Origin of the sequence: Prosthecobacter sp., assembly GCF_044222565.1 — a bacterium.
Taxonomy (GTDB): domain Bacteria; phylum Verrucomicrobiota; class Verrucomicrobiia; order Verrucomicrobiales; family Verrucomicrobiaceae; genus Prosthecobacter.
Window position 1 is genome coordinate 57204 of sequence record NZ_JBGANA010000018.1, and the last position, 16990, is coordinate 74193.

Sequence of the window (16990 nt, forward strand, 5' to 3'; positions counted from 1 at the left end):
AAAGTCGAGCTGTCTGGCCCCCGGCCATCTTTCTGGCGGGATCTGCTCTCGGGCAGAATCTTGAATGGCCCCGTCTTCGCCCCCTGAAAATCACAACTCAAGGAGACCAACCTCCTCGTTTGCCCCCTCTTGAATCCGCGTCAGGGCTTGAATCCGAGCCCTTTGGGCCTTCGCCCCCTCCTGTCAGAGAATTGTAAAAAACCTTGATTTGACCTTGCTATATCCACGTAATTATTATTAATTTTATAGTAATTATGTCAATCGCAGCCTTGGCAGAGATCAGCTCACCCCTGATCGAATCCACCTCTGACCTCCCTCGCAAGGCGGAGAGCGTTGAATCCGTGCCCGCTCCCAGTCGATTCGAGCAGGAGCAGATGGAGCTCAATCTGCGCAATGCTCGCATGGGGGCTTGGTTTGTCATGGTGCTTGTGCCTCTTTGCAGCTTTCTTGATTGGATGGCCTATCCTGATAGTTACTGGCAGTTTCTGGTTCTGCGTCTTGCCTGTGCGGCCAGCTGTGTGCCGCTGCTGCTGGCGTTGAACGGCTCCCTCGGGCGCAAGTACTGCCGCGCCTACCCCATCATCCTGCCGCTGCTCCCGGCGCTCATGATCTGCTTCATGATCTACCTCAGCGGAGATCCCGGCTCCGGCTATTATGCGGGGCTCACGCTTTGCGTCGTCTCCACGGCGTTCGTCTTTCACTGGACCTTTCGCGAGATCGGCATCACGCTCGGCCTGGTGATTCTGGCCTACTTTGCCGCCACAATTCCCAATCTGGACTTTTCGGGATACTCGCACGAGCTGGGCATTTTCGTCAACAACACCGGCTTCATCCTGCTGAACTGCGTGGTGCTCTATTTTGGCAGCCGTCAGCATCATGCCATCCGCCTGCGTGAATTCGCCAATCGCTGCAAGGTGGAAGATCAGCGCGAGGAACTGGCCGCGCGCAATGAAGAGCTCACCGCCACGCTCAAGCGCCTGCGTGAAACGGAAGCCCAGCTCGACCAAAGCGAAAAGCTCGCCTCCATCGGCCGCCTCAGCGCGGGCATCGTGCATGAGATCAACAATCCGCTGAACTACGTGAAGTCGGCGATCTACCTGCTCAAAAAGAAGGGCAGGGCGCTCCCGCCGGACATCGCCGAGACCTTCACCAGCATCGCCGAGGACATCGGCGAGGGCATTGACCGCGTGGCCGCCATCGTTTCAGACCTGCGCACCTTTGCGCACCCGGAAAACCGCGGCTCCCGTCCGGTGGATCTGCAGGAAACCTCCCGCAAAGCCCTCCGTCTTCTCGCCAAGGAGATCGGGGATCGCGGCGTGCTCATGGTGGACGAGATCCCCGAAGGCATCGTCGCCCAGGGAGATGAAAACTACATCATCCAGATCCTTCTGAATCTCGTGCAGAACAGCCTGGATGCTCTGGCTGGACGCCCCTCCCCGACCATCTGGCTCCGCGCCCGCGCCACCGCAGGCGGCGTCGATCTCGTCGTCATGGACAACGGCTCTGGCATTCCCAAGGAAAACATTTCGAAGATCTTTGACCCCTTTTTCACCACCAAACAGGTGGGGCAGGGCATGGGCCTCGGCCTGAGCATCTGCTTCCGCATGATTCAGAACATGGGCGGCGAGGTCAAGATCGACTCCGTGGAAGGTAGTCACACCCAGTTTACACTGAGCCTCAAAAAACCGGTGAACGCCTGAAGCCATGCCCAGTCCGCTGCTATCTCCCTATCACATCCTTTACGTCGATGACGAGGAGAAGGCGCTGCACTACTTCAAAGAGATCTTCGGGGACGAATACACCATCCACATCGCCAACAACGCGATGGACGGCTACCGCATTCTTCAAAACTACGGCCCCCAGATCGGCCTGCTGCTCACGGACCAGCGCATGCCCGGCCCGAGCGGTGTCGAGCTGATGGAGCACGCCCGCAAGCTCAATCCCAATCTAGTCCGCATCCTCGTCACAGCTTACACGGATTATCAGGCCGCGGTGGATGCGGTGAACTCCGGACGCTGCTTCCGCTACCTGCACAAGCCCTGGGACCCGGACGAGCTCGCCGTGGTCATCCGGCACGCGATGGACTACTACCACGCGCTCATCGAGCGCGAGCGCCTCCTCGTGGAAAAGGCTGAAAGCGTGCGCAACATGCTCTCCGCAGACAAAGTCTCCGGCCTCGGAATCCTGGCGGAAGGCCTGAACCATCATCTGCGCAATGCCCTCACCGTCGTTCGCGCCTTCATTGATCTGGCTCCCATGAAGCTCATGGAGGAAATCGGCGGCGCACACCCGCGTGACCCTTCTTTCTGGATCGATGTGCAAAACCAGGCGCAGTCCCAGCTCGAGCGCATCCAGTCCATGCTCGCACGCCTGGCTGAAGCCTCCCACTCCAAGCGCCTTGAACGCACGGACCCCTGCCATCTCAGCAGCATCCTCGGCGATATGATCGAGCTTTTCTCCCTGCAGATGAAGGAGAAAAAACTGCACATCGAAGTGGATGTGGATCCCGCCCTGCCGCCGGTCATGGTCCACGGCGCACGCTTCCGCCAGATGTGGCGCCTCATTTTCATGGAGGAGCTCACCCACCTGTCTCCCGGAGACAGCATCCAGATCACCGCCCGGCTGCGGCAGGATGCCAAAGGCCAGTCCCACGTGGTCATGATCGTTCGGGACACCGGCATGTGGGAAGGCGCGGACAAGCCCGTGAACCTGTTTGATCCCTTCTACACCCGCAGCCGCAAGCCGGATGATTTCGGCGTGAACATGATGGCCTGCTACGTCACCATGCACCTCCACGGCGGCACCGCCGAAGCCCGCCATCTGGAGCCCCGCGGTCTCGAGCTGGAATTCACCCTCCCGGTGGAAACCAACGTCGAGCCCAAAAAAGAAGAAGACTTCTTCCGCAGCCTGACCACTCACGAACAGCGCTGGAAGCTCCGCGAGGAAATGGTGGCCGCGTAGTCCCTCCAAGGAGCGGCAATAGCCAAGTTCCCCCTCGGGCGTCAAGGAGCGGCACTTGCCAAGTGCCGGCTTGGGCACACAAAGCAGCCTTTCCCAGCGTCAAGGAGCGGCACTTGCCAAGTGCCGGCTCGGGCGCACAAAGCAGCCTTTCCCAGCGCCAAGGAGAGGCACTTGCCAAGTGCCGGCTCGGGCGCACAAACCATCCTTCCCCATCGGAACTTGGCAAGTCCCTCCTCCCTGTTTCAAACCCGCGAATACACCGCCCAGCCCAAGGATGGTTCGTCTTGACCCCTTGACCGCGCAGCGCTTGACCTCACATCACCCCAGCTTCCACCCTTCCCGCGGCACACGGCTCAGAAAGCGATTCGCCGCCTCGTTGTTCGTGATGCGCATGGCCTTCGCATCCCACAGAATCTTGCCTCCGGCCCGATGCGCCACATTGCCCAGGTGATTGGCTTCGGTTAGCGGGCCCGCGTAGCTGAAGGGGCTGCCGGTGGCGGTGCCATTGCGGATGGCCGCCAGGAATTCCGCATGCTGACCGGGAGAGTCCGCGATGAATGGCTTCGGTGCCTGGAAGTCTTTAAACGTGGCTTCGGGAAGCAGGATGTGCTTGCCGTAGTCGGAGAGCAGCATGCCCTTGTCTCCCACGAAAAGCACCCCGCTGCTCCATTTGCTGATCAGCGGATCATTCTTCCACACGTCCGGTTTGTCCGCACCCTGGTGCCAGTGGATCTTGCAGGCCGGCATGTCGCCGCGCGGACCGTATTCATACACCGCATGCATGGAAGCCGGCGCGATCTCCGGATGCGCTGGCGGGCCGAAGGCTTCGATGCTCAGCGGCGCGTCCAGTTTCAGCGCCCAGAAAGGCAGGTCATTCCAGTGGCTGCCCAGGTCGGACATCGTGCCATTGCCAAAGTCCCACCAGCGATACCACTTGGGTCCTGGGAAATACACGCTGTTGTAGGGGCGCATCGGCGCGGGTCCGATCCACAAATCCCAGTCAAGATACGGCGGCGGTGTTTCCGCTACTGTCGGACGCTCCGTCACGTGGACGATGTCTCCGTTCTTCTCCGCGTCCTCCTTGCTCTGCAGACCCCAGGCGCGCGATACGCACACATGGGCCTCGGTCACTTTTCCAATCGCACCGCTTTGAATCAGCTCCACCACGCGGCGGTAGTTGGGCATGCCGTGGATCTGCGTGCCCATCTGCGTCACCACACCCGCCTTCGCCGCCGCTTCGGTGATGAGCCGTGCTTCAGCGACGTTGTGGGAGAGCGGCTTCTCACAATACACCGGCTTTTTCATCAGCAGCGCGGGCAGCGTGGCATAGGCGTGCGTGTGCTCGGTCGTGCTGACCACCACCGCATCGATCTCGTTCGCGCTGAGCGCATCGTACAACTTGCGGAAATCCCGGAACTTCTGCGCCTTTGGAAACGCGGCGCCCGCGCGGTCGAGGTTCTCCCCATTCACATCGCAAAGCGCCACCACGTTTTCGCGTGGCTCCATCGGCGGCGGCGGCACCGCGCCCGCATCCGGCTTGGCATTCGCATTCTTCCCACGCGGAGGTGTGTACACGGCCACTCCCGTAAGTTCCTTGATGTTCGCCGCTCCACGTCCTCCCACCCCGATGAATACCAGGTTCAGTTTTTCATTCGGCGACTTGGAGCTGACGATGGCAGGAAATCCAAAAGCCGCAGCCGCCGTGGCGCTGCGTGCGAGGAACTGACGACGTGACGAGACCGGTGTGTGGCTTGTGCTCATGGTTGTGCCACTAGAACGTACCTCACCGCCCGAGTTTCAGAAGAAATCGTCAGGGGGGAAGGTCAAGAGCTGGTCAAGGAATGGTCAAGGCGTCAAGACCGCCCACCACCCCATCTCCCTCCTCCTTGACCCTTTGACCCCTTGACCCCTTGACCCCTTGACCCCTTGACCCCTTGACCCCTTGACCTCCACCTACTCCCCCTTCTTGTTCTTCTTCGCCGCCCCCGGCTTCCTCGGCTCATTCAGCGGCTTGTCAGGATCATACTTCGGATTGCGCTCCGGGATCTGCGCACCGGTGTCCTTGAGCCAGGCCATCAGCTTGTCCCGCAGTTGCAAAGCACGCACCACGTCAAACGGCGCACGGTTGTCTTCCTCACCGGCGTCGAGTTTCAAATTGTACAACTCCATGTGGTTGTCCTCATGGAAGAGAATGAGCTTGTAGTCACCCTCGCGGATGGCGCTGTAAGGGCGCGCGCTGCCGGGGTGGTAGTGCGGGTAGTGCCAGTAGATGGCCTCGCGCGCCAGCGTGTCCGTCTGCCCCAGCAGCGGCAGCAGGGACTCACCATCAAAGACCTGATCCTTCTTCGGCTGCGTCTGCGTGGCAGCCAGCAGCGTCGGCACGTGGTCATAAGTGATCACCGGCACATCGCAGGTGGTTCCAGGCTTCACCATTCCGGGCCAGGAGACGATGAGTGGGATGTGCACACCGCCTTCATACGCACTGCCTTTGCCCAGTCGTGCCGGGCTGTTGTCCGTTGGGCCGCGGGACCAGCCTTCGGGCCTCACCTGTCCGCTCAGGCCGCCGTTGTCGCTCGTGAAGATGAAAATCGTGTTCTCAGCCAGTTTCAGTTCCTCCAGCTTCGCGCGCAGCTTGCCCACGCTGTCGTCAATGCTTTCCACCAGCGCCGCATACACCGGATTGCTGTGTCCGCCCACTGCCTTCTTGGCCTGATACTTCGCGATCACCTCGGGCTTGCCCATGATCGGCGTGTGCACTCCGTAGTGCGGCAGATACACATAGAACGGCTTGGTCTTGTTCTTCTCGATAAACTTCACCGCTTCATCCGCGAGGCGGTCGCTCAGAAACTCATCCTTCGGCCCATCCGGCAGCGTGGCAATCTTATACGGAGAGAAGTAGCTCGGCGGCGAGCCGATGTGCATGCCGCCGATGTTCACATCAAAGCCCTGCTTGGTCGGGTAAAACTCTTCTTCGCCCAGATGCCATTTGCCGATGCTCGCGGTCGCATAGCCGCGCGTCTTCAGCCGTTCCGCCAAGGTCTCTTCCTCCAGCGGCAGGTGCATCGTCCAGTTGGGAATCAGCAGACGCCCGTTGTCTGGCACATGCCCCGCGATCCAGTCTGTGATGTGCAAACGCGCCGGCGACTTGCCCGTCATCATCGCCGCACGCGTGGGCGAGCAAACCGTGCACGCCGAATACGCCTGCGTAAACCGCATGCCATCCTGCGCCAGTTTGTCGATGTGCGGCGTCTCATAATACTTGGACCCATAGCAGCCCAGATCCGTCCACCCCATGTCGTCAATCAGCATCACGATGATGTTCGGCGGCGCTCCCGCCGGAAGCTGCGGCACCACCGGCACTTTCACCGGCGGCGGAGCGATGACTGGAGCCTGAGCAGGCTCTTTCTCTGCGGTCGGCGCGGCGGAGGCCGCATTCGGAGCTGCTGGGGCTGCCGGCGCGCCCGCAGGAGAAGTCGGATCAGCCGCCGGAGCCGTCGCAGGCACCGGGGCAGGTGCTGAACTCTGCGCAGTCACAAGACCCACGCTGCAAAGGAAGAAGGCAAGAATACGACGCATGAAAAAGATGGTTGAGGTGAAATGAGACGCTGTCTCAGTTTGATCTTTTGACAAGAGCTTATGTGAAACACCCGCGGATTATTACACAAAATGAGGTGGCTGAATCGCAAGAGTCGCAAGAGCAGGAGCAAGCCACCGTCCCTCAAAACGACGCCCCGTCACCCCACCACCACACGCGCTGCACCAAGACGGAAAAGCCCACAATCAGGCGCTCCGCTCATCGCACTTCAACGATCCTTTGGCCTGAGGACAGCCAGCGTGCAAGCGCCGCAGGCAGTTGATTGTCCACCAGGAATTTCACGCCGCTATGGCTAGAATCGTGTGGTCCGTCTGACGTGCTGCATAGGTGAGGGCAGCCTTGATATCCTCAGCCTCCAGAAAATCATAGTCCTGAAGAATTTCTTCGTGGCTGGCTCCCGCAGCGATCAGTTCGAGAATGTCGCTCACGCGAATTCGGTAGCCGCGGATGCAGGGACGTCCGCCACATTTTCCAGATTCGATCGTGATGCGATCCAGCAGGTTCATACCGGAAGTTGGTTCAATTGAACTTCAGAGTCAAGGCCACCATCCGCAAGGACCCGCCTGTCCTACAGAACATAAAACTGCAGGCAGAGAGAATAAACAAAGCTGCACAGAAACGCGAGCATCGAGACCACTTTGAGCGGATGACTAAAGCGCAGCAGCCGCACGCTCGATCCCCAGAAAAAGTGTGAATGGAGAAAGGCGCCGAATGAGATATAGGCCACAGCCATCCAGAATGCGGCCCCATGGTGCAGCTCCACGGAAGAACTGCGCCCCAAGACCGTGGTGCTGCACGCCAGATGCAAACCAGTCCATAGACGACGATGCAGACCGAAATCAAGACGCCCCCGAGCCAGCGGCCCACGCGCCCAACTGAGGGAGCGTGCGCCAGGTCTTCAATGATATCAGAATCAAATGGCATCAGATGTTCACCGAATCTTCGCATCCGGCAGCGCACTCTTCACCCCTTCATCGATGGGCATCTTGTCTGTCTGCGCATCCAGACCGGTCGCTTTGAGGAGCTTCGCCAGCTCTGCCTGCAGCTCTTCGATCTTGCCCACCAGCTCCGGTTTGCCGATGAGATTCTTCGTCTCGCCGGGATCGTTTTTCAGATCGTAAAGCTCCGCCATGTGCTTGTCGGCAGAGCCGTCTCCGTGCGGGTAGTGGATGAACTTCCACTCATCCGTGCGCACGGCGCGCACATTCGGCGTGTAGGGAAACTGTTTCTCATAGTTGTAGTGGTAGAACCAGCTCTTGCGCCATGCGGCGTCTCCGTTCTGCACGAGCTTCACAAACGATTTCCCGTGGATCTCCGGCAGCGCGGGCGCTCCGCACAGCTCCAGCAGGCTCGGGGCCACATCCACCGTCAGCACCTGCTGCGGGATCACCTTCGGCCCCTTGGTAAGCTGGGGCGCACGCACCACCAGCGGGATGCGCAGGCTCGGCTCATGTGCGGTGCGTTTGTCCACCATGCCGTCCTCGCCTTCCAGCAGGCCGTTGTCTCCCATGAAAACGATGATCGTGTTGTCCAGCTGCTTTGTCTCCTCCAGCCAGGCGCGCACGCGGGCCACGCTGTCGTCCACGCTCAGCACCGTGCCCCAGTAGCCGTGCACCATGTTTTCAAAATCCTTCACCGCGGCAGGGCTGTCGTCCGGGAATTTTTTCCGCCACTCAAACAGCGGGCCATAGATGCCGTGCCAGGTGTAGAGGCGCTGTTTGATCCACGCGGGCTTGTCATCCAGCATGAAGGCCGTGGCAGGGTAGGGGACGCGCACATCATCAAACGCATGCTCATACTTCGCCTCCGGCGTGTAGAAACTGTGCGGCGCCTTGTGGCCGATGCACGCGCACCAGGGCTTGTCCCCGCTCTGCTGCTTCAGCCAGTCCATGGCGAGATCCGTCACCACCGTGGTGTAGTAGCCCTTGATCACCTCGCGCTTCTTGCCGTTGAGGTTCCACTCCGTGTCAAAATATTTGCCCTGGCCTTTGTGCGTCACAAAGGTGTCGTAGCCCGCGCGCGGCTCGTCGTTTTCCTCGCCCATGTGGTACTTGCCAAAGTAGGCCGTGGCATAGCCCGCATCATGCAGCACGGAGGGAAAGCTGCGCAGCGTGGACGGGTATTCGGTGAAGTTGTTCGTCACGCCGTGCGCATGCGCATACAGCCCGCTGAGGATGGAAGCTCGGCTCGGCGAGCACAGGGAGGTGGTGCAGAAGGTGTTCGCAAACCGCACGCCCTCGCTGGCCAGGCGGTCGATGTTCGGCGTCTTCACATGCTTGGAGCCGTAGCACCCCAGCGCATCCGGACGCAGGTCGTCGCACAGAATGAAGAGCACATTGGGCCGCTGGGCGGCGAAGGCTGAATGCCAGAGGACAAAGGACGAAAACAGTAGGGCGAAGAGGCGGCTCATGGTTGTGTCCGCTAACGAAGACCCGCGCGCTGCTTTATCAATCACGAAAGGCGGCAGCTTGTGTGGCGTTTTCCTTCACCTCATGACCAACCGCCGCTCTTTCATCAAACAGTCCGCCGCAGCCTCTGCCGGCGTTTTCTACATCGCCAAAACCTCCTGGGCGCAGAAGAGCCCCGGCGACACCATCAACATGGCCGTCATCGGTTTCGGCGGCCGCGGCGGCTCTCACATCAGCGGCTACAACAAGCTCAACAAAGACGGCGATGGCGTGCGCGTCGCCGCCCTCTGCGATGTGGACAGCGCCACCCTCAGCAAAGGCCTGCAGGGTTACGACAAGGAGAAGATCAAAGTCCAGGGTTACTCGGACCTGCGCAAGCTGCTTGAGAACAAGGACATCGACGCCGTGAGCATCGCCACCCCAAACCACTGGCACGCGCTCGCCACCATCTGGGCCGTGCAGGCAGGCAAGGATGTCTATGTGGAAAAACCCGTGTCCCATTGCGTCTGGGAGGGCCGCCAGATGGTCAAGGCCGCGCGCAAATACGGCAAGATGGTGCAGACCGGCACGCAGTCCCGCTCCAGCCGCAAAGGCATCGCCGAAGCGGTCAAATACGTGCAGGAAGGAAATCTCGGCAAGATCCTCGTCTCCCGCGGCCTCTGCTACAAGAGCCGCCCCAGCATCGGCAAAAGCGAAGGCGAGCAGCCCATCCCCGAAACCATCGACTACGATCTCTGGTGCGGCCCCGGCCCCAAAGGCCCCCTCATGCGCAAGAGGCTCAAGTACGACTGGCACTGGACCTGGGCCTACGGCAACGGCGACCTCGGCAACCAGGGCATCCATCAGATGGACATCGCCCGCTGGTTCCTCGGCGAGATGGAGCTTTCCCCCAGCGTGTGGAGCGTCGGCGGCCGCCTCGGCTATGAAGACGATGGCGAAACCGCCAACACCCAGATCATCTACCACGGCTACGAAAAGGCCCCGCTCATCTTTGAAGTCCGCGGCCTGCCCGGTGGCAAAGGCGAGAAGAACATGGACAAGCTCATGCAGACCAGCAAGGGCGTGAAGTTCCAGCCCCTCTCCGGCAAAGACGGCAAGGAAGGCGTGAACGGCGCAGGCGTGGGCGTCATCGTTGAATGTGAAGGCGGCACCGTCGTCGTCCCCAGCTACTCCGCCGCCATTGTCTTCGACAAGGAAGGCAAGGAGATCAAAAAGTTCGAAGGCAGCGAGGATCATTTCAAAAACTTCATCAATGCCTGCCGCAGCCGCCGTGTGGACGATCTCCACGCCGACATCCTCGAAGGCCACCTCTCCAGCGCTCTCTGCCACACCGGCAACATCAGCTACCGCCTCGGCAAAAAACAAAAGCCCGAGGAGATCTTCGAAGAGATCAAGGGCAGCACCCTCGGCACCGAAAGCTTCGGGCGCATGAAGGAGCACCTCGGCAAAAACGAAGTCGATCTCACCAAGGACATGCTCACCCTCGGCCCCGTCCTCAAAATGGATGGCAAAACCGAGCGCTTCATCGACCAGGACGACGCCAACGCGATGCTCAAAGACAAGTACCGCGCCCCCTTCATCGTGCCGGACGAAGTTTGAAGTACGATGGACACTCCTGTCCGTCGATCAGCGCTCTCGCGAGCAGTCCCGTTCTCACCTCACCACAAACCAAGTCGTGGCAGCACCATCCCGCTGCCGCGTTTCGATGTGCGTGTCTGGAAGTACGATGGACACTCCTGTCCGTCGATCAGCGCTCCCGCTAGCAGCCCCGTTCTCACTTCACTCCAAAACCGACCGCAGAAACCTTGAGGTTTCGCCAAGTGTCTTCGATCGACTTCAATCGCTCTTGGCGCTCACACCCCGCCCAGCATCTCCCCATACGAAAAATCACACACGTGCATCCGCACACGCACGCTTGCGCCTTCCTGCAGCGGAAAGTCCGGCAGATGTTTCTGGATGGTGCCGAAAATCTCTTTTCCATTCGGCAGCACCGCATGGCAGGTGCGGGCGCTGAGCACCCGGCGGATCGTGGCCACGGTTTCGATTCGGTCGGCTATTTCCATCACGGTATGGGTATGGCACGGCGTGCCGGAGGTTCTTGGCTGCCGGAGACTTTGCGGTTCCAGTCAATCTTGGCGGCTTGAAACAAAGTGCGTGTGGTGACGAGGTCCACCGCGCGTTGCAGCACCTTGTCCGAAGGCTTGGGAGAATCCTCGGGCAGGGACTGGCCGGCGGATCGCTTGATGTAGGCGTCGAGCTCCGGGTGCTTGTTTGCCACCAGCGCCGCTTCGTTAAAGCGCTGCCGCGGCTTGTCGGTGATCGTGCTTTTCACGTCCTTCTCATCGCTCGCTTCAAAGGCCTGACGCTTGGAGGAGGTCGGCATGGAGATGGCCAGATCCGGCTGCAGGCCTTTTTTAAACACGGAGCTGTCATCCGCCAGCAGCACCTCCGCACGGGCAAACCGCAGCGACCACTCGGCATCCACCGGCACCGTTTCATAGCGCACCGCGCCGCCGCGTGTCGGCGCGCCAAGCAAGAGCGCCTGCTTGCGCAGCCGCAGCACCGCCGCCAGCGTTTCCCCCAGGTTGTTGGTCTCATCATCCACCAGCACCGTCAGCTTCTGCGACCACACCGGTTCCCTCAGGTTCGTCTCAGTCTCGGACACCCTCTGTCCCATCTGCTTCATCTTGAAGAGCACCTCGCTCTTCGGCACAAAGAGGCTCAGCATGTCCGCCGCATCATTGAAATCTCCCGGCGGCGCAGGTGTTCGCAGATCGAGGATGAGGTAGGCCACTTTTGCGGCCACAAATTCGCTCAGATGCTTCTCCATCTCCACCGTCTCACGGTGGGTGTACTCACGCGGGCGCAGGTAGCCGATCTGCGGCGTCAGCTTTTCCGCCTGCACCCCGGTCAGCGCTCCTGACTTGGCCTCGCTTACTCTCGGCACCAGCTCCGCGCCGAAATCCAGCCGTGCCAGCAGGCCGGAGAGCGCAGCGCGGTTCAGCACATCAAAGGTCAGGTCGCTGCTGCGGATGTACTCCTTCTGCAGAATGCGGAACGCCGTCTGGATGCCCGCCTGGCTGATGTCCTTCGTCTCCTTGCCGCTGGCGGCAGTCGCGGCGCCGGCAAAAGTCAGGATGAGGGCGAGTCTTCTCATGCGTCGGTCAGATGGAGATGATTGAGGGCATGTACGGGGCCTGCGCCAGTGTCTTGCCACCCGAAATGCTGCGCGATGGCCTGGCTCACGAACTGTTTCGCATTGCTTACGGCATTATCCAGCCCCATTTCGCCCGCCAGCCCGGTGGCGATTGCGGCGGAAAAAGTACAGCCCGTCCCGTGCGTGCGCACCCCCGGCGTCCTCGGCGCCGTGTGCCAGGAGATCTCGCCCTCATGGCACAGCACATCCGCGGCGTCTCCCTTCAGGTGCCCTCCCTTGACCAGGACTGCCGCATCAAAGCGGGCGCTCAGCTCCCGGGCGCAGGCCTCCATGTCTTCGAGACCCGTCACCTCCCGCTCCCACAGCACCCGGGCTTCGTCCATGTTCGGAGTAATGAGGCTGGCCAGCGGGAGAAGTTCATCGATCAGAGTCCGAACCGCCGCGTCCTCCAGCAGCTTCCCCCCGCTCGTGGCGATCATCACCGGGTCCACCACCAGCGGGATGCGCCCGTGCCCCAGTTCCTTCCAGGTTTCCGCCACCGCATGCACCTGATCCTGCCCGCCCAGCATCCCGGTCTTCGCCGCGGCAATGGGGAATCCGCCGAACAGCACACGCATCTGATCAGCAATGAAGTCCGCATCCAGCAGCCGCACCTGGGAGACCAGCCCCGGCGTCTCCGAGACCACGCTCGTCAGCGCATTCAGCCCATAGCCGCCCAGGGCCGCGATCGCCTTTAAATCCGCCTGCACCCCCGCTCCGCATGAAGAGTCTGAACCTGCAATGGTGAGTACGACGGGGGGGCTGAGCATGGTGGGGGGGACGATGGTACGGCCTCGGTTGCTTTTTGCAAACCCCTCCTTGTGGCATCCGGCGGATGAATTAAACTCTCCTATGAATTTCGATCCGTTGCCAGGACTCACGGTTACGGTGGACAGCATTGCCTACGATCCCACGCGGCCTGCTCCGCCGGACCGCCCGCACCCGTTTGTGTATCACCTCTCCATCCACAACGACTCCCCGGACATCGTCCGCATCTTTGGCCGCAAGTGGATCGTCCGTGACACCGATGGAGACACCATGGTCGTCGAAGGCGACGGCGTCGTCGGCCAGTTCCCCAATCTCTCCCCCGGGGAAACCTTCAGCTACAATTCCTACCACGTCATCAAGACCGAAAGCACCGCCACCGGCTCCTTCTTCGGCACCACCCCGGACGGCCGCCGCGTTTGCACCAAGATCCCCCCCATCGAGATGCATCCGCCCATGATGGTGTGAGTTAGTCAAGGAGCGGCACTTGCCAAGTGCCGAAGTCTGGAGTGCGCAAGGAGCGGCACTTGCCAAGTGCCGCATTCTGGAAAGGACGTTCTTCCAACCCCAATCCGGGACTTGGCATGTCCCGCTCCTTGGGCGTGTCTCACTCCCCCTCACACACCACCCGAAACCCCACGCTGTCCAGGTGCACATTATACGGGTCCGGTCCCCGAAACGAAGCCAGCAGTCGCTTCTCACTGCCCGCTCTGAAAGCTCCACCCCGCACAATCCGCAGCGTGTTGTTTGGCGGATCATACCAGCCGTCCACCCACTCCCACACGTTCCCGGCGAAGTCATAGAGCCCATTGGCATCCGCAGGATAGCTGCCCACCGGTGCGGTGTCGGCGTGGCCATCGTCCACCTCCAGCCATTTGGCGTCGTAGCTGTTGCGATACTTTTTGCCAAAGGCCTCGTCGCAAAAGTTGCCCACATCCTTCGTCAGCGGTCCCGTGCCCCAGTGGTGCACACCTGTGCTCGGCGGCTGCTCCTTCGGCGCGATCTTCGGATCTTCCTTCAGCCCCGCCAGCACGCTCCACTCCTGATCCGTCAGCAGCCGATACTTGCGCCCCTCCTTCTTGCCCAGCCATTCACAAAACGCCTGCGCGTCCGCAAAGCTCACATTGATGGCCGGATGCTCCGGCGTCTGCGGAAAGTCTGGCTTCCTCCACTCCACACCGTTGGCTGCGGCAAACGGCTGGTAGTCCTTCACCCGCGTTTCATACCGGCACACCAGCACCCCGCCGAGGCTGGCCACGCGCACAAAAGGCATCTCCAGGCTGTTCGTAAAAGCCGTTTCAATCTTCGCCCCCTGGCCGCTGGCGCAATGCGTCAGCAGCAGGAAGACAAAGGCAAAAGCGGTGCGCGCGCGGTGCATGAAGTGCTTGCTTACTTCTTCGGGGCAGGGGCGGCCTTCCATTCCCAGGTCTCGCCAAAGAATCCTGCATCGCTGATGCCGCCGGGAGCCTGGCTGGTCTTCGGCTTCGTGAGGTCGATCACCGCCCAGTCCGGCAGCTTGGCCACTTGGCGGGCATTGTTGAGGTAGTCATACTCGCGGTAGGTGAAGCTGCTGTTGATCACCACATACTTCGTGGGGTTCAGCGGATTCGGATAAATGAGCACCGGCGCATTCGTGGCGGCGTCGTAGGTCTTGCCATTGGCCACCAGCTTGTCCTTGCTCCACTGGATCGGCAGCTTGTCCGCGATCTTCGCCAGCACCGCATTGCTCTGCGGATCTCCCCACAGCACCAGGTTGTTTGAGGCGATGTCCGCATCGTTGATGGCGCTGTCATCCTTCGTCGGTGCATCGCCACGGAACTGCCTGCGCCACTCAAACTGTGCACGCTCCAGCTCCGCCTTGGCCCAGGCGTCCACCTTCTCGTTGAATCCCGCCTTCGTCGGCTTCACAAACAGAAACTTGTCCATGAAGGCATCATCGATGGGGCCTTCGAGTCCATGCTTCTTGATTAGCTTGCCCTCGCCCTCATTGTCCAGCGTCTGCGACCACTTGCCATTCTTCATCTCAAAATGCACCAGCCACGAGCGGTCCAGCTTGGGCCGCGTCACTTCGAGAAGCTGGCCGTCAATGCTCACCACCGGCTTAAACAGCAGCGGCATCGGGCAATGGCCGGAAGGCATGTCCAAAGTAAAGGCGCTGATGTTCTGCAGCTTGATCGTGATTTCAGACGGACCCGTGATGCGCGCATGAATGCGGCCGCGCTCCCAGTGCTGCTCCAGCGCATCCACCTGCACCCAGAACATGCGGTTGTAGCGCAGGAACCACGTGGAAAGGTGCACCTCCTTCGGCATGCGGTTGCGTCCCACCGCGGCGATGCTCGCCAGCCGCTTCTCGATCTCAATGAGCGAGTCCGGATGAATCTTATGTCCCGTCTGCGGGCCAATGATGTGCAGCAGGTCCACGTTCTCGCCGCGCAGCGCCTTCTCCATCATGTCCGCCGCCTGCTTCTGTTTGTCGATCTCGCCGCTGTAGGCCACCGTGGGGCAGTTTTCCAGATTCAGCGCATTGTCCGTGGCATTGTACCAGTGCCACAGCTTCTGCTGATACCACGGCGCACCGCTCACATCCTCGTTCTGAAATCCGCCGAGGAACTCTGGCGTCTCGGAGAAGCCCGCTCCCGGATTGGCCGCGCACCACTTGTCCGCATAGTTCACTGCAAACTGCCACGCCGCCGCACCGCCCATGCTGAAGCCGCGCACGATCACGCGATCTTCATCCACCGCGTAAAACTTGCTCGCATGATCGATCGCCTCGATGAGGTCAATCTCACCCGCAAACTTGTTCGCGCAGCAGTAGCGCCCATAGGCATGCAGCACTAGCGCACCCTTCGGCGTGATCTGCCCCACCTGCTTCCGGCGCTGGTCCAGGAACGCCATCTCGCTCAGCGTCTCACCGCGGCCATGGCACCAGATGTCCATGCGCACTGGCGCACCCACGTAGCTCTCAGGAATCACCATGCCATACGGCTGCACCGAGCCATCGATCTTCGACCGATACGCGCGCACCACCAGCCCCTTCTGCTTCGTCCACGGTGCCTGCCCGCCCTTGAACTGCTCCGCGCGCTGCAGGCCTTCAGCAAGGATTTCATCCGCACTCTTCAGCTCACCCAGCTTGTGCACCTCGTTGTAGCGCAGTGCCCAGTCCACCGCTTTGTGGTAGATCTCCATATCCGGCAGCAGATCCGCTAGCTGCGGATTCTTCGCCTGCGCCTTGGCCGCTTCATCGATGGCGGCGCGCAGCTTCTTCAGGCCCTCCGTCAGGCGGGCGCGGTCTGCATCCGGCACCGCCACGCCTGGAGGCGGTACGGGACGCACGTTCTCGGCGGAATTGTCCTTGGGGCCGTCAGCCAGTGCGGCGCTCAGAGCTAGGAAGGGGAGAAAAAGACGCTTCATGGGTTGGAGAAGAAGAGATTGGGCTGCTATTTCTTGCGCTTAGTTTTCGGTTTCTCAGCGCCGACCAGCGGCACGTTATGGATCTCAAAGGGCGCGCTCGTGGCGCTGTCAAATTCAGCGGCGGCCTCCAGCCCCGCGCGTGCGATTTCCTCGGCGGTCTTGCACTCGTCATACGCCCGTTGCATGGCCCCCAGCGCGTAATCACGGCCCGAGCCTGCAGCCCAGAACTTGTGAAACTGCTGCGCGGAGCGGTACGAGTAGATGGCAAAGATCCCATGCGGATTCGCCAGCAGCCCGTAGAACTGCGTGGTCTCATACTCCTCCCCTTTGTCAGGCATGGCGGCCATGAAGTACTCCACCTTCAGCCAGGCATGCGAATGCCGGAAGGTTTCAAAGATTGCCTCACAGGAGGAAAAATCCCGCGGCCTCTCCGGATTCGAAAAGTAACTGTTCATCACCACCAGGCTCGCCGAGGTCCCCGTAAGGCCGATGAAAGTGTCCCCGATCTTGGTGATCTTCGTCTTGTTAACGACATGCTGCGCCTTCTGACGCAACGAGCCAAGACAACTGAGCGTATCCGCGCCGATGCAGGCGACGCCATTCTTTTGAGCAACTACGATGGTGGACATGAGGGCGCATGACTAGCGGCTGCCG

General features: G+C 60.8%; 14 protein-coding genes. 4 read left to right on the top strand and 10 right to left on the bottom strand.

The window, feature by feature from the left end:
* Positions 1-254 precede the first annotated feature (254 nt).
* A complete protein-coding gene (locus ACILSR_RS23155) occupies positions 255-1700 on the top strand; it encodes a sensor histidine kinase (protein WP_395752180.1) in 1446 nt (481 codons plus the stop codon).
* 4 nt (positions 1701-1704) lie between these two features.
* Entirely contained in the window at positions 1705-2961 is a 1257-nt protein-coding gene (locus ACILSR_RS23160) for a response regulator (RefSeq protein WP_395752181.1), read from the top strand.
* Between the two features lie 318 nt (positions 2962-3279).
* Here ACILSR_RS23160 and ACILSR_RS23165 read toward each other — a convergent pair whose 3' ends face one another.
* The 4 genes from ACILSR_RS23165 to ACILSR_RS23180 all read right to left on the bottom strand — a co-directional run bounded on the left by ACILSR_RS23165 (position 3280) and on the right by ACILSR_RS23180 (position 8966).
* On the bottom strand, positions 3280-4722 hold the full coding sequence (locus ACILSR_RS23165; protein ID WP_395752182.1) for a Gfo/Idh/MocA family protein: 1443 nt from the start codon (positions 4720-4722) through the stop codon (positions 3280-3282).
* A gap of 192 nt (positions 4723-4914) precedes the next feature.
* Positions 4915-6537, bottom strand: coding sequence for a sulfatase (locus ACILSR_RS23170; protein WP_395752183.1), 1623 nt, complete (start codon positions 6535-6537; stop codon positions 4915-4917).
* 297 nt (positions 6538-6834) lie between these two features.
* Entirely contained in the window at positions 6835-7062 is a 228-nt protein-coding gene (locus ACILSR_RS23175) for a DUF433 domain-containing protein (protein WP_395752184.1), read from the bottom strand.
* Positions 7063-7487: 425 nt separating this feature from the next.
* The gene (locus tag ACILSR_RS23180; protein ID WP_395752185.1) at positions 7488-8966 is read right to left on the bottom strand and encodes a sulfatase; all 1479 of its coding nucleotides are present in this window, start codon (positions 8964-8966) and stop codon (positions 7488-7490) included.
* An 82-nt stretch (positions 8967-9048) separates the two neighbouring features.
* Between ACILSR_RS23180 and ACILSR_RS23185 the strand changes: the two genes are divergently transcribed.
* On the top strand, positions 9049-10563 hold the full coding sequence (locus tag ACILSR_RS23185) for a Gfo/Idh/MocA family protein (protein WP_395752186.1): 1515 nt from the start codon (positions 9049-9051) through the stop codon (positions 10561-10563).
* A gap of 254 nt (positions 10564-10817) precedes the next feature.
* Here ACILSR_RS23185 and ACILSR_RS23190 read toward each other — a convergent pair whose 3' ends face one another.
* Genes ACILSR_RS23190 through thiD form a run of 3 tightly spaced genes read right to left on the bottom strand, consistent with a single transcriptional unit; the run spans position 10818 to position 12930 of the window.
* A complete protein-coding gene (locus ACILSR_RS23190) occupies positions 10818-11030 on the bottom strand; it encodes a hypothetical protein (RefSeq protein ID WP_395752187.1) in 213 nt (70 codons plus the stop codon).
* On the bottom strand, positions 11027-12121 hold the full coding sequence (locus tag ACILSR_RS23195; RefSeq protein WP_395752188.1) for a S41 family peptidase: 1095 nt from the start codon (positions 12119-12121) through the stop codon (positions 11027-11029). The genes ACILSR_RS23190 and ACILSR_RS23195 overlap by 4 nt, the downstream gene beginning before the upstream one ends.
* The gene (gene thiD, locus ACILSR_RS23200; protein ID WP_395752189.1) at positions 12118-12930 is read right to left on the bottom strand and encodes a bifunctional hydroxymethylpyrimidine kinase/phosphomethylpyrimidine kinase; all 813 of its coding nucleotides are present in this window, start codon (positions 12928-12930) and stop codon (positions 12118-12120) included. The genes ACILSR_RS23195 and thiD overlap by 4 nt, the downstream gene beginning before the upstream one ends.
* An 82-nt stretch (positions 12931-13012) precedes the next feature.
* On the opposite strand from thiD, the gene ACILSR_RS23205 reads away from it, so the two are divergent.
* A complete protein-coding gene (locus tag ACILSR_RS23205) occupies positions 13013-13393 on the top strand; it encodes an ApaG domain (protein WP_395752190.1) in 381 nt (126 codons plus the stop codon).
* A 139-nt stretch (positions 13394-13532) separates the two neighbouring features.
* On the opposite strand, the gene ACILSR_RS23210 is transcribed toward ACILSR_RS23205, so the two are convergent.
* The 3 genes from ACILSR_RS23210 to ACILSR_RS23220 are packed head-to-tail and all read right to left on the bottom strand — an operon-like array spanning position 13533 to position 16965.
* Positions 13533-14303: a formylglycine-generating enzyme family protein gene (locus tag ACILSR_RS23210; RefSeq protein ID WP_395752191.1), complete on the bottom strand. Its 771-nt coding sequence runs from the start codon at positions 14301-14303 to the stop codon at positions 13533-13535.
* 11 nt (positions 14304-14314) lie between these two features.
* A complete protein-coding gene (locus ACILSR_RS23215; RefSeq protein WP_395752192.1) occupies positions 14315-16336 on the bottom strand; it encodes a prolyl oligopeptidase family serine peptidase in 2022 nt (673 codons plus the stop codon).
* 26 nt (positions 16337-16362) lie between these two features.
* Positions 16363-16965, bottom strand: coding sequence for an MFS transporter (locus ACILSR_RS23220; RefSeq protein WP_395752193.1), 603 nt, complete (start codon positions 16963-16965; stop codon positions 16363-16365).
* Positions 16966-16990: the final 25 nt, after the last annotated feature.

Excerpts from the sequence above, each read along its gene's own strand:
- ACILSR_RS23210 (WP_395752191.1), bottom strand. The coding sequence starts at position 14,303 with ATGCACCGCGCGCGCACCGCTTTTGCCTTTGTCTTCCTGCTGCTGACG.
- ACILSR_RS23155 (WP_395752180.1), top strand. The coding sequence starts at position 255 with ATGTCAATCGCAGCCTTGGCAGAGATCAGCTCACCCCTGATCGAATCC.
- thiD (WP_395752189.1), bottom strand. The coding sequence starts at position 12,930 with ATGCTCAGCCCCCCCGTCGTACTCACCATTGCAGGTTCAGACTCTTCA.
- ACILSR_RS23170 (WP_395752183.1), bottom strand. The coding sequence starts at position 6,537 with ATGCGTCGTATTCTTGCCTTCTTCCTTTGCAGCGTGGGTCTTGTGACT.
- ACILSR_RS23185 (WP_395752186.1), top strand. The coding sequence starts at position 9,049 with ATGACCAACCGCCGCTCTTTCATCAAACAGTCCGCCGCAGCCTCTGCC.
- ACILSR_RS23165 (WP_395752182.1), bottom strand. The coding sequence starts at position 4,722 with ATGAGCACAAGCCACACACCGGTCTCGTCACGTCGTCAGTTCCTCGCA.
- ACILSR_RS23220 (WP_395752193.1), bottom strand. The coding sequence starts at position 16,965 with ATGTCCACCATCGTAGTTGCTCAAAAGAATGGCGTCGCCTGCATCGGC.
- ACILSR_RS23215 (WP_395752192.1), bottom strand. The coding sequence starts at position 16,336 with ATGAAGCGTCTTTTTCTCCCCTTCCTAGCTCTGAGCGCCGCACTGGCT.
- ACILSR_RS23160 (WP_395752181.1), top strand. The coding sequence starts at position 1,705 with ATGCCCAGTCCGCTGCTATCTCCCTATCACATCCTTTACGTCGATGAC.
- ACILSR_RS23175 (WP_395752184.1), bottom strand. The coding sequence starts at position 7,062 with ATGAACCTGCTGGATCGCATCACGATCGAATCTGGAAAATGTGGCGGA.
- ACILSR_RS23180 (WP_395752185.1), bottom strand. The coding sequence starts at position 8,966 with ATGAGCCGCCTCTTCGCCCTACTGTTTTCGTCCTTTGTCCTCTGGCAT.
- ACILSR_RS23195 (WP_395752188.1), bottom strand. The coding sequence starts at position 12,121 with ATGAGAAGACTCGCCCTCATCCTGACTTTTGCCGGCGCCGCGACTGCC.
- ACILSR_RS23205 (WP_395752190.1), top strand. The coding sequence starts at position 13,013 with ATGAATTTCGATCCGTTGCCAGGACTCACGGTTACGGTGGACAGCATT.